This window comes from Rhizobium sp. R634, from assembly GCF_002211305.1.
GTDB lineage: Bacteria > Pseudomonadota > Alphaproteobacteria > Rhizobiales > Rhizobiaceae > Rhizobium.
This window is the reverse complement of sequence record NZ_LOKW01000023.1, coordinates 439,285-451,557: the sequence shown is the minus strand read 5'-3', so window position 1 is coordinate 451,557 and position 12,273 is coordinate 439,285. Positions and strand designations below refer to the sequence as shown.

12 protein-coding genes are annotated in these 12,273 nt (G+C 58.6%); 10 read left to right on the top strand and 2 right to left on the bottom strand.

The genetic code is table 11. From position 1 onward, the window contains the following. Positions 1-3 precede the first annotated feature (3 nt). The 7 genes from oiaX to ATY77_RS20060 all read left to right on the top strand — a co-directional run bounded on the left by oiaX (position 4) and on the right by ATY77_RS20060 (position 7,260). Positions 4-1,287: a 3-oxo-isoapionate-4-phosphate decarboxylase OiaX gene (gene oiaX / locus ATY77_RS20090; RefSeq protein ID WP_088688527.1), complete on the top strand. Its 1,284-nt coding sequence runs from the start codon at positions 4-6 to the stop codon at positions 1,285-1,287. A gap of 3 nt (positions 1,288-1,290) precedes the next feature. Then, on the top strand, positions 1,291-2,271 hold the full coding sequence (locus ATY77_RS20085) for an aldo/keto reductase (RefSeq protein WP_013984676.1): 981 nt from the start codon (positions 1,291-1,293) through the stop codon (positions 2,269-2,271). A gap of 121 nt (positions 2,272-2,392) precedes the next feature. Further along, complete coding sequence (locus tag ATY77_RS20080; protein ID WP_013984677.1) at positions 2,393-3,349, top strand: L-threonylcarbamoyladenylate synthase; 957 nt, start codon at positions 2,393-2,395, stop codon at positions 3,347-3,349. A gap of 249 nt (positions 3,350-3,598) precedes the next feature. After that, positions 3,599-4,642: an aldo/keto reductase gene (locus ATY77_RS20075; RefSeq protein ID WP_088688526.1), complete on the top strand. Its 1,044-nt coding sequence runs from the start codon at positions 3,599-3,601 to the stop codon at positions 4,640-4,642. Positions 4,643-4,803: 161 nt separating this feature from the next. Further along, on the top strand, positions 4,804-5,145 hold the full coding sequence (locus ATY77_RS20070; protein ID WP_245314367.1) for a hypothetical protein: 342 nt from the start codon (positions 4,804-4,806) through the stop codon (positions 5,143-5,145). Further along, complete coding sequence (locus ATY77_RS20065) at positions 5,117-5,983, top strand: N-acyl homoserine lactonase family protein (protein WP_088688525.1); 867 nt, start codon at positions 5,117-5,119, stop codon at positions 5,981-5,983. The genes ATY77_RS20070 and ATY77_RS20065 overlap by 29 nt, the downstream gene beginning before the upstream one ends. Positions 5,984-6,486: 503 nt before the next feature. Beyond that, complete coding sequence (locus ATY77_RS20060; protein ID WP_088688524.1) at positions 6,487-7,260, top strand: DeoR/GlpR family DNA-binding transcription regulator; 774 nt, start codon at positions 6,487-6,489, stop codon at positions 7,258-7,260. A gap of 114 nt (positions 7,261-7,374) precedes the next feature. On the opposite strand, the gene ATY77_RS20055 is transcribed toward ATY77_RS20060, so the two are convergent. Together ATY77_RS20055 and ATY77_RS20050 are read right to left on the bottom strand one after the other, a co-directional pair. Next, a complete protein-coding gene (locus tag ATY77_RS20055; protein ID WP_088688523.1) occupies positions 7,375-8,076 on the bottom strand; it encodes a RibD family protein in 702 nt (233 codons plus the stop codon). 31 nt (positions 8,077-8,107) lie between these two features. Then, positions 8,108-8,959, bottom strand: a complete 852-nt coding sequence (locus ATY77_RS20050) for an SDR family NAD(P)-dependent oxidoreductase (protein WP_088688522.1) — start codon at positions 8,957-8,959, stop codon at positions 8,108-8,110. Between the two features lie 432 nt (positions 8,960-9,391). Here ATY77_RS20050 and ATY77_RS20045 point away from each other — a divergent pair, with 432 nt between their 5' ends. The 3 genes from ATY77_RS20045 (at position 9,392) to ATY77_RS20035 (ending at position 12,183) form a co-directional block, all read left to right on the top strand. Continuing rightward, positions 9,392-10,174 (top strand): SDR family NAD(P)-dependent oxidoreductase, encoded by a 783-nt coding sequence (locus ATY77_RS20045; RefSeq protein ID WP_190237661.1) that lies wholly within the window; start codon positions 9,392-9,394, stop codon positions 10,172-10,174. Between the two features lie 11 nt (positions 10,175-10,185). Continuing rightward, entirely contained in the window at positions 10,186-10,929 is a 744-nt protein-coding gene (locus tag ATY77_RS20040) for an SDR family oxidoreductase (protein ID WP_088688520.1), read from the top strand. Positions 10,930-11,277: 348 nt separating this feature from the next. After that, a complete protein-coding gene (locus tag ATY77_RS20035) occupies positions 11,278-12,183 on the top strand; it encodes a LysR family transcriptional regulator (RefSeq protein WP_088688519.1) in 906 nt (301 codons plus the stop codon). The last annotated feature ends 90 nt before the right edge of the window (positions 12,184-12,273 follow it).

Below are 12,273 nucleotides of genomic sequence, written 5' to 3'. Positions count from 1 at the left end.
GCGATGGATCTGGCTCAGCGCAGGCCCTCGGACATTCTGGTCACCTATCGGATTGAGACCGCCGGGAGCGTTGAGGCCTTGGCGGTCAAGATCGGAAGCGACCAGTCGACGGGTACATTTGTTGACCTGCCGGGAGAGACGCCGCAACTGAAGGCGCGCGCGGCCGCGCGCGTGGTCGCTTTCGAGAAACTGGACTCTGTCGAGGTTCCCTCGCTCCCTGCAGCGGGCGAAGTCTTCAACCGAGCGGAGACAACAATCGCCTATCCCCTGGAGGCCGTCGGAACTGACCTTGCGGCAGTCACCACGGTTGCATTGGGCGGGGTCTGGTCGATCAAGGAATTCACCGGGCTGAGGGTCGTCGGCCTGCAGCTGCCTCCAGAGTTTGAAGGCGTCTACCCGGGGCCTCAATTTGGGATCGAAGGCTCCCGGCGTCTGACCGGCGTCTACAATAGGCCAATCATCGGCACGATCATCAAGCCCGCGCTCGGCCTCACCCCGGACGAAACGGCGCAGGTGGTTGCTGAACTCGTCGCGTCCGGTGTCGACTTCATCAAGGACGACGAGAAACTGATGTCGCCACCGTACTCCTCGTTGGAGGCGCGGGTGAAAGCGATCATGCCGATCATCCGGGATCAGGAGCAGCGCACCGGCAAGAAGGTGATGTATGCCTTCGGCATTTCCGACGTCGATCCCGACGAGATGGTTCGCAAGCACGACTTGGTCGTGCGCGAGGGTGGAAACGCCGCTGTCATCAACATCAATTCGATCGGCATGGGCGCTTTTCTGTTCCTGCGTCGGCGGTCGTCCCTTGTCTTGCACGCCCATCGCAACGGCTGGGATCTTCTCACCCGACATCCTGGTCTTGGGTTCGATTTCTCGGTCTACCAACAGCTTTGGCGACTTCTCGGCGTCGACCAATTCCAGATCAACGGCATTGCCGCCAAATACTGGGAGCCGGACGCGTCTTTCGTTCAGTCGTTCCATGATCTCCAGAAACCGATCTTCAGTGATGCCGACCGCCCGTTACCGGTCGTTTGTTCGGGTCAATGGGGTGGACAGGCGCCTGAGACCTATCGAAGGACGGAGCAGACGCTTGACCACCTTTACCTTTGTGGTGGTGGCGTCGTCAGCCATCCCGGCGGGCCGTCGGCGGGTGTCAGAGCGGTTCGTGCGGCCTGGGATGCCGCGGTCGCCGGAATCGATCTCCATGAATATGCCAAATCTCATCCAGAGCTGGCGCAGTCGCTCGCCAAGTTCGGCTCTAAAACCGTATCAGAAGGAAGATGACAGATGGAATATCGTCAGCTTGGCCGGTCAGGTCTCAAAATTTCGCAACTGGTTCTTGGTTGCATGAGTTTCGGCGTCGCCGATCGCGGCAACCATGCTTGGACCTTGTCCGAAGACGACAGTAGGCCATTTATCAAAGAGGCACTCGAACAGGGCATAAACTGCTTCGACACGGCCAATGCCTACTCGGACGGCACCAGCGAGGAGATCATCGGCAAGCTGCTCAGGGAGATGGTGCAGCGTGATGAGGTTGTCATTGCCACCAAGGTCTACGGCAAGATGCGCAACGGAGCGAATGCGGTCGGACTTTCCCGCAAAGCAATCATCGCGGAGGCTGAGGCCAGCCTCAAGCGGCTGGCGACCGACTACATCGACCTCTACCAAATTCATTTCTGGGACAATTCGACCCCGATCGAAGAGACGCTGGAAGCGCTGACCGATCTCGTTCGAAGCGGCAAGGTTCGCTACATCGGAGCCAGCAATTGTTACGCATGGCAATTTGCGCGCGCGCTCTACAAGTCGGACGCTGCCGGATGGTCGCGTTTCGTTTCGATGCAAGCTCAGATGAACCTCCTTTATCGCGAGGAAGAGCGGGAGATGTTGCCGCTCTGTAAAGCTGAAGGGGTGGGGATCATCGCATTCAGTCCGCTGGCTCGCGGGCGCCTCAGCCGGCCTTGGGAGGAAAGCAGTTTGAGGTCCGAGACCGACAATGTCACCGCTCGGTTCTACGGTCACGCGGACGAGGCGGATCGCCGCGTCGTAGACGTCGTCGCAAAGATTGCAGAGGACAAGAACGTCCCGCGATCCCTCGTTGCGATGGCGTGGCTTAACACAAAGGCGGGCGTGACGGCTCCTATAATCGGCGCAACGAAGCTACAGCATCTGAAGGATGCCGTCGCTTCCTTGGCCGTGAAGCTAAGCGACGACGAGGTCCGCGAACTCGAGGAGCCATACGTGCCGCATAGCGTAGTCGGCTTGAACTGAGTTTGGCTCAGCGGGGACGACGTTGAGGCTGTCAGGAGGCACGCCGAACCGGGCCTCCTGAGCCAATGGCTTTGGTCGTATCGATCTCTGCTCCCTTCCAGAACCAGCGCGAGGAAAAAAGATGGCCACCACCCGTCATTTTGACGTCAGCGACAGCGCGATTGAAGCTGCCGCCCGGCTCATGCGAAATGGCGAAGTTGTCGCGTTTCCGACGGAGACGGTTTACGGGCTCGGCGCGGACGCCAGCAGCCCCGCCGGGATCGAGCGCATCTATGAAGCCAAAGGACGCCCGCGGCATAATCCCCTGATTATCCACGTTTCGGACGTGGAAATGGCGCGCAGGATGGCACATTTCAATCCGGAGGCAGAGTTGGCTGCTGCCAGCTTTTGGCCGGGACCTCTGACATTGCTCCTGCCAAAGCGGGAAGACGCGGGGCTCGCAACCGCAGTTACCGCGGGCATGAAAAATGTCGCAATCCGATTTCCCTCGTCGAGTGTCGCCCAACGGCTGATCCGGGCCGTCGGATTTCCGGTGGCAGCGCCTTCAGCCAATCGTTCCGGGAAGGTCACCTCGACCCGCTTCGTGGAAGTTGTCCGCCAGTTGGACGGACGGATTTCGGGAATCGTGGAAGAAGACATATGCGATCACGGCCTGGAATCGACTATTCTGTCTTTGGTCGGATCTCCGATCATTCTACGCCACGGGTCAGTTCCGCGGGAGGCACTGGAAGCTTTACTCGGCCCGATTGACGAGGACACTGGGCCCCAAAAAGTCTCGGCACCAGGCCAGCTAAAGAGCCATTATGCTCCGGAAGCCGCCGTTCAGATGAATGTCGACCGTCCTGCCGCCAATATGGTCTGGGTCGGTTTCGGACCGGAGTGCGAGGGCTGTCAATTGACGCTGTCTTCTTCCGGTGACCTTCAGGAAGCTGCCCGCAACCTCTACACCGCCATGAGTGAAGCCGACGCCTTGGCCGGCGCGAGTGACGTGATTGCATTCGCCCCTGTGCCTCTGATTGGCCTTGGCAGGGCAATCAACGATCGGCTGAGACGAGCTGCCGCGCCCCGTTGCGCGTAGGCGGCATTTTTAAGCAATTGCGGATGGCGGCACGCAAAAAACGCTTGCCTCTATAGGTATGACCTTATACCTTACACTTTGCCGATGGAGGAGTCAGGCCACGGAGGTCCATCAAGCATTTCTGGTGTGGTTGGCGGCAGACGCCGGCGACATGACACGCATTTGGGACACGGGCTTTACCCGAACAATGACGGCATGGCGGAAGCTACATCGCTTCGACGCCTCCTATCGACATCTAGGGATGATCACATGACCGAACTTGAAACTAGGCCGCTCGGAAAAAGCAAAGTTCAGGTAACTTCGCTTGGGCTAGGCACAGTGCCGCTCTCTGGCTTCAACGCCGATGTCTCCTACGACGAATTCGAAGCGACGATCCTCGCCGGGTATGCGGCCGGCATCCGCTATTTCGATTGCGCGCCGATGTATGGATTCGGCAAGTCGGAGCATTATCTTGGCCATGCCCTCAGGGCGAACAAGCTGCGCGAAAACGTGGTGGTAAGCACCAAAGTCGGACGCGTATTGAAGCCCGCAAGCAGGACGAAGAAGTTAGAGACCGTCTACGGCATCGAGTGGATCGACCCGCTTCCGTTTCTCGATACCTACGATTACACCTATGACGGCGTGATGCGTGCATTCGAAGACAGCCAACAGCGCCTCGGCCTAGACTATATTGACGTTCTTCTCGTGCATGACGTTGGTCGGGCATGGCACGGCGACCAGAGCGAATTCTATTGGAACCAGTTGCGGGCCTCCGGTTACAAGGCACTGGACGAACTTCGCTCCAGCGGAGCCGTATCGGCCATTGGTCTGGGTGTCAACGAGACCGAGTCTGTCGTGGGTGTCGCCCGTGAATTTCCGATCGACTGCTCGTTGATCGCCGGCCGCTACACCCTTTTGAATCATACCCCGCTTGAGGCCGCGTTCGACGAGTTGCTCCAGCGGAACGTCTCCGTGATCGCCGGCGGGATCTTCAATTCCGGGATCCTCGCGACCGGCGTAAGCGGTCCCGCGGCCACTTACGATTACGGCAAGGTTCCGGCGGCCGTCGTCGAAAAGGTCAAGGCCATCGAGAGCATTTGCTTAAGATATGCGGTGAGCTTGCCTGCAGCGGCGATGCAATTCGTCTATGCGCATCCGGCAGTGGCCACGCTGGTCATGGGTGCAAAGAGCGCATTGGAAGTCGAGCAGAACGTGAAGGCGATCAACGAGACAATACCCGCTGCATTTTGGGACGCTTTGACTGAGGCGAGCCTTCTTCCGTCAAACGCTCCGCTGCCGACGGTTGTACGATGATGGCCAGCGGAGGCACCGTTTTCGGCGGCTTCCGCTGTGAAGCGCTCGTGGGTTCGGTTCCATCGCCGGAGGCGCGCGCATGCCTCGAGGCGCTCGTCAGGACATATGGCGAGCTCCTCGCGATCTACTCCTTCATGCATATGGCATTGAGGGAGAAGAGCATGCGCCTCTTGATTGGAGAACTCGCTAATCGCGCCACAGAGATAAAGCGATCCGTCCGTTCCTCGCTTGCGGGCTTGCGCGGTCTCGCGGGGCAGGGCCACGCACTCTCCCATCTTGGACGGGCAGATGGCCTGCTTGTCGAGGCGGAGGAGCACCTGCAGCGCGGTGTCCTGGTTTCAGATGCACCCCTGCTGGGGCTGCTTTCAAATGCGGCGATCGAGCTGAAACGATCGGCCGCCATCTTAGGCACGTCGACCTTCGACACGACAGCATGCTGTGGAGGGTCCCTACTTGGACATGGGGAGGAAGACCATGGGAACGCATTCGATCTGGGTGCTTGAATACTCTCGAAGCCCGGTGCACCCGGTCAGCGGGGTTTTTTACGGCGCCCATAATCAGGGCACGATGAACCTGCCGTTCGCATACATACTCATCAAGTCAGGAGATGCAGTCGTTCTGGTCGATGCCGGTCACGACGCCGCCGATTTCGGAGGCCAGATCGCCAACTCAATCGGCGTTACCGGTTGGACGCCTCCGGAAATCGTTCTCGGGGAATGCGGGATCAGGCCCCATGACGTCACGCATGTCATCCTCACGCACGCGCACTTCGATCACATTGGCGGCCTAAAGTTCTTCCCAAATGCTAAGATTTTCATTCAGAAAAAAGAATTGGAATCCTGGATGTGGATTCTGGCAAAGGGTCGGCGCTTCCGTTCATTGCAGGCCGGACTGAATCCGGCGGATATCCTCTATCTGACCCAGGCAAATATCGAAGGCCGCCTGGAGCTGGTGGAGGGAGAGCGGGAAAACCTGGTGCCAGGCGTTCATGTCTATCCGGCATTCGACACCCATACCGCAGGATCGCAATATGTGGTGGTGGAGACCGGCGGTGGAGACGGCAAGTTTATCCTGTCCGGCGACGTCATCTACACCTACAGCAACCTCACGGGTGAGGACGCCACCGATCCCTGCTTTGTGCCGCCGGGCCTTGCCAATGGCAGCCAGACACGTCTGATCGAGTCCGCCGAGGAGATGCTCAAAATCGTTGGTATGGACGAACGACGAATTGTTCCCATGCACGAGGAGCAGCTGTCAAAAATCTATCCCTCGCGTCTGACGGCTCGCCAGCTCATGCTCGTCGAGATTTGTGTGGCCGACGGAGACGTATCAAGAGTTTGATCGATTTGAAGCAGCGCGAACGCCAAGCTGCATCGTTCACAATCGTCCTCCCAAGGCGATAAGCAGAGAAAAGGCCGGGTGTCAGTTCACAGTGACTCCGGCCTTTTCCAAACACCTTGCCCGCTACGGTGATCTGCCCGGTGAAGAAGCCCTATATTCGCGCCCGCTTTGATGACGGCCCGGTAGTCCGCGATGTTCACCCTGGAGGACAAGGCCTCCGTCTTCCGTGCGCGGCTGACGCGCGGGACCATTCTCCATGGCGATGATATTTGCGCTTGAACCTCCAAACCATCCTTGTTTCGTTAGAAAATGAGCGCCTTCGGCCATGCATGGAGTGGTGCAATCGCACCATCATGCGTCTTCACGTGTCCCATCATGCCAGCAGCGTCACGGGCGTTGTCGAATAGAGCAACACAAACTAACGAAAAATGATGTTTGCATGTGATTTGTAGCGTCGGATCTTGATGTTAAAGGATCGGATTAGTGCGCCGGAGGACTAGAATATGAAGAGAGATGATCGGAGGCAGGCCATTATGGACCTGTTGGTCGCGCAGAGGGTGGTGGATCTCGACGACCTATCCGATCGGTTCGCTGTATCCAAGATGACCATCCACCGGGATCTGGATGATCTTGAGCAGGCAGGGATGCTTCGCAAGGTCCGTGGCGGGGCAACGATCGAGGCAGGAGGCCATTTCGAAAGCGATTTCCGGTTTCGCCAGCAGCAGGAGGGCGAGGCCAAGCGCCGGATGGCAGAGGCCGCCCTTGAACTCGTCGAGCCCGGCATGACGGTGATGGTCAACGACGGATCTATGGCGTCGGTGCTCGGGGAATTGCTGCCTCAGAGGAGGCCGCTGACGGTGATCACCAACAATGCGGCGGTCATCGATCGGCTCAAGACGGAATCAGGGATCAACCTGATTGCGGTCGGTGGACGCTATTCGATGAAGTTCAATGGTTTTTTCGGCGTCGTCGCCGAACAGGCATTGTCGCGTCTCAGCGCCGACATCGCCTTTATCTCAACGCCGGCAGTTTCTGGATTGCGCGTCTACCATATGGATGATGACGTTGTCCGCTCGAAGCGAGCGATGATTGCAAGCGCCGCGCGTCGCTGCTTGCTCTTAAACCATAAGCGCTTCAATCATACTGCTCTTCATGTCCTGGCCACCATTGACGAGTTCGAAGTTATCATCACCGACCAGGAACCGCCAATCGACGTCCGCGCGGCTTTGGAAGGATCCAATGTGCAGCTTAGAGTGGCACCGCAGGAGAGGAAGTGAATATGGCCAACGATCCTTCGGGTAGATGCCGCGCAAGGCGGCACCTGTCCCCGAATCTCAAGTTCGGCCCTTGATGGGGGGAGCCCTTCCACAATCTTCTCCTGTGGGCTTCTCCTATGGACGTTCAACGCGATATCTCAGATGGACGGAGCCGAGGCCAGCGGCTTCGGCGCTGATAAACGTAAGCCTCGCCCCGCCGGCAAGCCCATCCTCACCGCCCTCGAATATGGCCGGTGTATTCGACTTGCCTCCGATCGCAGGGAAGATGACTAGGCTGACCTCGTCAACAAGACCCGCATCCAAGAAATTGCCATTAGTTTGCGCCCCGCCTTCCAGCATCAAGCGCTTCACACCGAACTCGGTTCCGAGAACGTCGAGCGCGTTTTTCAGATCGACGCCATCTTTCTCCGATACGATATAGGAAACGCCAGCCTGGGTGAGGCCCGCCAGGTAAGCATCATCCACGTCAGATCCTGTCAGGACGACAAGGTGAGCCCCCTCAATGTCGTTCTTGTCCCAGCGTAGCCGACCGTCCTTATCAACGATAACAGCGAACTCGTCGGCATCCGGGTTGGCGATACGGATCGGTCGCGCGGCCGTGCCGGTTGTTTGATAGGGATGGTCGACGGCGTCCGCGAACTCTTCTCCCGTCGCTCTTCCCGAAAGCCAGGCGTCGGCGCCGATCTTCTCATGCAGGTCGTCATAGATCTTCACGAGCTCATCGACCGAATGGCCGGTTGCCTCGGCCCAATCATTGACGATCAATCGGCCATCCAGCGGCGACATCATGTGACAGATTACATAGGGTCTAGGCATTGGACTACGCTCCTCTACAAACATTCCACCGTCAGTGGCCTACCTTCATCCAGGCTGCAAATTTATCCATCCAGTCGGGGTGCCAGCGTGAAAGCGCCGGCCGGTTCAGGATCACGTCGTCGGCCGCCCAGCGGATCCGTCTGGCATCGATCGCAGACGTGACCGCGTTATCAGGACAAATGATGTAAAAGTCCTCGTCGAGCAGACGGGCCAGGAAGTATTCCACCAGCTGCTCTGCGGTCCATGCCTGATCGGGCCTGGCAGCGCCCTTCGGCTTGAGTGCGATGTTCATGGGTGTCCACGTGTAGCCAGGGACGAGGAGATGAGCCGATACACGACCTCCCGTCTCCTTCAAAAGCTCGTGCGACAGCTGTTCGGTCAGCACCTTGACAGCTGCCTTTGCCACCGAATAGGCGGCATTGCCTGGAGGAGTTGTAATTCCTTCCTTGGAGCCGAGGTTGACGACCGCCGATGGTCGGGCTGCCTTGATCAGGTAGGGCACGAAGACGTGTTGTGCGGCTAGAACACCTCCGAAGTTTACATCGATCTGGCGTCGCCACTTTACAGGATCATCCCAGGGGCCGGCTCCTTGCGTAATGCCCGCGTTGTTTACAAGGATGGCCACGTCGCCAAACCGAGAGAGCGTTTCGTCCTGCAACCTCGTCAGTGTCGATAGATCCGAGACGTCGCCGCTCACAACCAGAGTGTCCGTATCGAGTGTCGAGGTAACATCATCAAGTGCGTGGGTGTCGAGATCCAACAATGCGAGCTTCATGCCGCGGGCCGCGAGAGCCCTCGCGATTGCCAAGCCGATGCCCTTCGCAGCTCCCGTGATGACCGCAACGCGGCCAGGAGCAACGATACTGTTCATTCTCTCGCTCATCTTTGTCTTTCCCGTCATTGGACGTCACCGCTGGAAGGTGTGCCGGACACGCCGTCGCGGTGGATTTTCTCGGCCGAAGGCACCAGCGCTACGCGGGCGCTTGTGTGGTCGGACCATATCTGCTGGCTGCGAACGACAGCTCATCCTCCTAACAACATAGGCCACTCCGCCGACCACTTGAAGTGAGCTGGATCGCACGCACCGATGAGGGGTGTTCACTCTTGGGTGCCTTCGTGACGTCGGGAATGCCTCGTCAATTTGGCTGCGAACGCGACCAAAAGGTCCCTCACTCCTGGTATCTGCCAGATCGGTGGTTGATTTTTGCTCACCGCCCCGATCGATTTTGCTCATGTAACCAACCGGCTCCACGGGCATTAGGTCACCAGCGCCTCGAGGCGATCGTGGTGCTGATAAAACCAAAGGAGTGAAATCATGACTGGTAATAAACCACTCGCAATGGTCACGGGCGGCTCATCTGGAATAGGCTTCGAGCTTGCCAAACAATTCGCCAAGAATGGATTTGACGTTGCTATTTCAGGCTCAAGCGACAAGGTAAACGAGGCCGCCGATGCGCTACGAAGCCTTGACGCCGAAGCGTATCCGTTCAAAGCGGATGCCTCGACATACGATGGCGTTGAGGGTTTCTGGACTTTCACGCAGGGGCTGGGGCGCCCACTGGAAGCCGCGGCTCTGAACGTTGGTATCGGTATCGGCGGCGCCTTCGTCGATAACGATCTCGAGGATGAGTTTCGCCTGCTTAGAATCAATGTCACTGGGACCGTCCATATGGCCAAACGCGTCGTCCAACATATGGTCAAGAACGGCCGCGGCAGGATCCTCATCACATCCTCGGTTTCGGCGACCCTGCCCACGCCATACGAAACCGTCTACGGCCCGTCGAAGGCATTCGGTTACATGTTCGCGGAATCTCTGCGCGAGGAGTTGCGCTCGACCGGGGTCACGGTGACGGCACTCCTTCCGGGCGCCACCAACAGCGACTTCCACGCGAACGCTGGGATGGGCGATACGAAGCTCGGTGGCCAGCAGAAAAACGACAAGACGCTCGTCGCCAAGCAGGGCTTCGAGGCCCTCATGAACGACATCGACCATGTCGTCGGCGGAGACCAGAATACCAAGCGGCAGGTGTTGGAAAACCGGACAACCCCGGAGCCTGTTAAAGCCGCCCGGCAAGCCGAACTGACCCAACCGCAGTGAAGGAGCACATCATGGCACATCTGAAAGACAAGGTCGCAATCGTCACGGGAGCTTCCTCGGGCATTGGAGCAGCGACCGCCAAAGGATTGGCGGAAAAAGGTGCGCGCGTCGTCCTTGCCGGCCGCAATGAGGAACGCCTCAGTCAGATTGTCGAAGACATCGCCGGTTCCGGAGGTATTGCCAGCTACAAGGTTGCCGATGCCACGGATTTTGAGAGTACCAAGGCCCTCGTCCCGTTCGCCACGACGACGTACGGCCCGGTCGATATATTGGTCAACAATGCGGGCCTCATGCTCTTTTCCTATTGGAAGGATGCCGCGGTCGGCGATTGGAACAAGATGATCGATACCAACCTGCGTGGCTATCTACATGCGATTGCCGCCGTGCTGCCGTCGATGTTGGAGCGCCGGTCCGGCCGCATCCTGAATATGGGCTCTATCGCCGGCGTTCATGTCGGCGAGGCGGCAGGCGTTTATGGAGCCACGAAGTTCTTCATACGCGGTATCACCGAAAGCCTCAGAAAGGAGGTGGGCGTGGGAAGTGGGATCCAGGTGTCTATGATCAGCCCTGGCGTGATCGATACCGGCTGGGCCGACAAGGTTCATGACGAGTCGGGCAGAAAGATCGCCGGAGAGCTCAACAAGCAAGGTATTCCGCCGTCGTCGGTGGCTGAAGCCGTGGTCTATGCCCTAGATCAGCCCCCAGAGATCACGATCAACGACATTGTCGTCCATCCAACCCGGCAGGACTGGTAGCCGGCGTTTTCGAAAGCTCAGAACTTGAACCTCCGGGACTGTCAGGCCGCCCGCGCGGAGGTGGTATCCCGTTCCAACCGGTGCCGTCTCTCGTGGCTGTGGACAAGATGATCTTCATTGCATGACGATCTAATCCCGGAGGTGCTATTCAGCGACCCGGCCCCTCTCCCGTCGTAGCTCCCCGGATCCGACATGGATCAACTAATGTCAAATTTTTGACTGCTTCCGTGGTCATCACATACCAAAGCCAGGTTGGTTGAATAAGGATTGAAGACGCCAGCCGTCTGAAGCAAGGTCGGCATCGGCCAGGACGATCTTATTCAGTCGAAGTGGGAGTATCCATAACTCATGCTATCCACGCGGGCCGATCTGGCCGACCTTGAAACTTTCGTCGCGATCGCGAGGGCGGGGGGGTTCCGAAAGGCGGCCGCGCTTCGCGGCGTTTCCGGCTCCGCTCTCAGCCACTCGATCAGGGGTTTGGAGGCCCGTCTCGGCGTCCGTCTGTTTCATCGGACAAGCAGGAGCATCAGTCTCACCGCCGCCGGCGAAGTACTGCTTGCCGAACTAGAGCCCCGTTTCCTCGGCATCCAGGCTGCGATGGATCTCCTGGACAGTTTCAGGAGCGGTCCTACGGGCAGGGTGAGAGTGACCACGCTGCGTGACGCCGCCGAGCTGTTGATCGCTCCTCGACTGCACAGTTTTCGCAGCAACTACCCAGATGTCGAGATCGAAGTCAGCGTCGAGGATCGCTTTATCGATATGGTCGCCGAAGGTTTCGACGCGGGCATCCGCTATGGAGGAACAGTTCCCGAGGGGATGATCGCGTCGCGTCTGACTGCCGAACTTGAATGGATCGTCGTCGGCTCTCCAACCTATCTCAACGAACGAGGGCGGCCGGAGCGGCCGGAAGATCTCTTGACGCACGAGTGCATCCGGATCCGAACCGGTACAGACCACGTCTGCAAATGGGAGCTTGGCGACGGAGACCGCATGGTTACCCTAGACGTCCCTGGACTGCTCACGCTCGGGGATTCAGAACTGTCCATCCGCATGGCGCAGGAGGGGGGCGGTCTCTTTTACTGCCTGCGCGCACGCGTCGAGGACAAACTGGCGGCTGGTCTGCTCGAAGTGGTGCTGCCGGACTGGTCGTCTACTGGGCCGGGTTTTCATGCATACTACGTTTCGCACCGACAGGTGCCGTCCGCGCTCCGGACGTTTCTCGACCACCTTAAGGCGCCGCTTCCGGACGATTGAAGGGATCTCGCGAGCCAGCTCCGAATTACGCAGATGCCTACATGGTATCCGAAACTCGTGGAGGTCTCGGCCTGCGCTTCAATGGATGCG

What these genes read in the sequence shown, in the direction of transcription:
- ATY77_RS20080 (WP_013984677.1), top strand. Translation starts at nt 2,393, where the DNA reads ATGGCCACCACCCGTCATTTTGACGTCAGCGACAGCGCGATTGAAGCT.
- ATY77_RS20065 (WP_088688525.1), top strand. Translation starts at nt 5,117, where the DNA reads ATGGGAACGCATTCGATCTGGGTGCTTGAATACTCTCGAAGCCCGGTG.
- oiaX (WP_088688527.1), top strand. Translation starts at nt 4, where the DNA reads ATGGATCTGGCTCAGCGCAGGCCCTCGGACATTCTGGTCACCTATCGG.
- ATY77_RS20085 (WP_013984676.1), top strand. Translation starts at nt 1,291, where the DNA reads ATGGAATATCGTCAGCTTGGCCGGTCAGGTCTCAAAATTTCGCAACTG.
- ATY77_RS20055 (WP_088688523.1), bottom strand. Translation starts at nt 8,076, where the DNA reads ATGCCTAGACCCTATGTAATCTGTCACATGATGTCGCCGCTGGATGGC.
- ATY77_RS20060 (WP_088688524.1), top strand. Translation starts at nt 6,487, where the DNA reads ATGAAGAGAGATGATCGGAGGCAGGCCATTATGGACCTGTTGGTCGCG.
- ATY77_RS20035 (WP_088688519.1), top strand. Translation starts at nt 11,278, where the DNA reads ATGCTATCCACGCGGGCCGATCTGGCCGACCTTGAAACTTTCGTCGCG.
- ATY77_RS20050 (WP_088688522.1), bottom strand. Translation starts at nt 8,959, where the DNA reads ATGAGCGAGAGAATGAACAGTATCGTTGCTCCTGGCCGCGTTGCGGTC.
- ATY77_RS20070 (WP_245314367.1), top strand. Translation starts at nt 4,804, where the DNA reads ATGCGCCTCTTGATTGGAGAACTCGCTAATCGCGCCACAGAGATAAAG.
- ATY77_RS20040 (WP_088688520.1), top strand. Translation starts at nt 10,186, where the DNA reads ATGGCACATCTGAAAGACAAGGTCGCAATCGTCACGGGAGCTTCCTCG.
- ATY77_RS20075 (WP_088688526.1), top strand. Translation starts at nt 3,599, where the DNA reads ATGACCGAACTTGAAACTAGGCCGCTCGGAAAAAGCAAAGTTCAGGTA.
- ATY77_RS20045 (WP_190237661.1), top strand. Translation starts at nt 9,392, where the DNA reads ATGACTGGTAATAAACCACTCGCAATGGTCACGGGCGGCTCATCTGGA.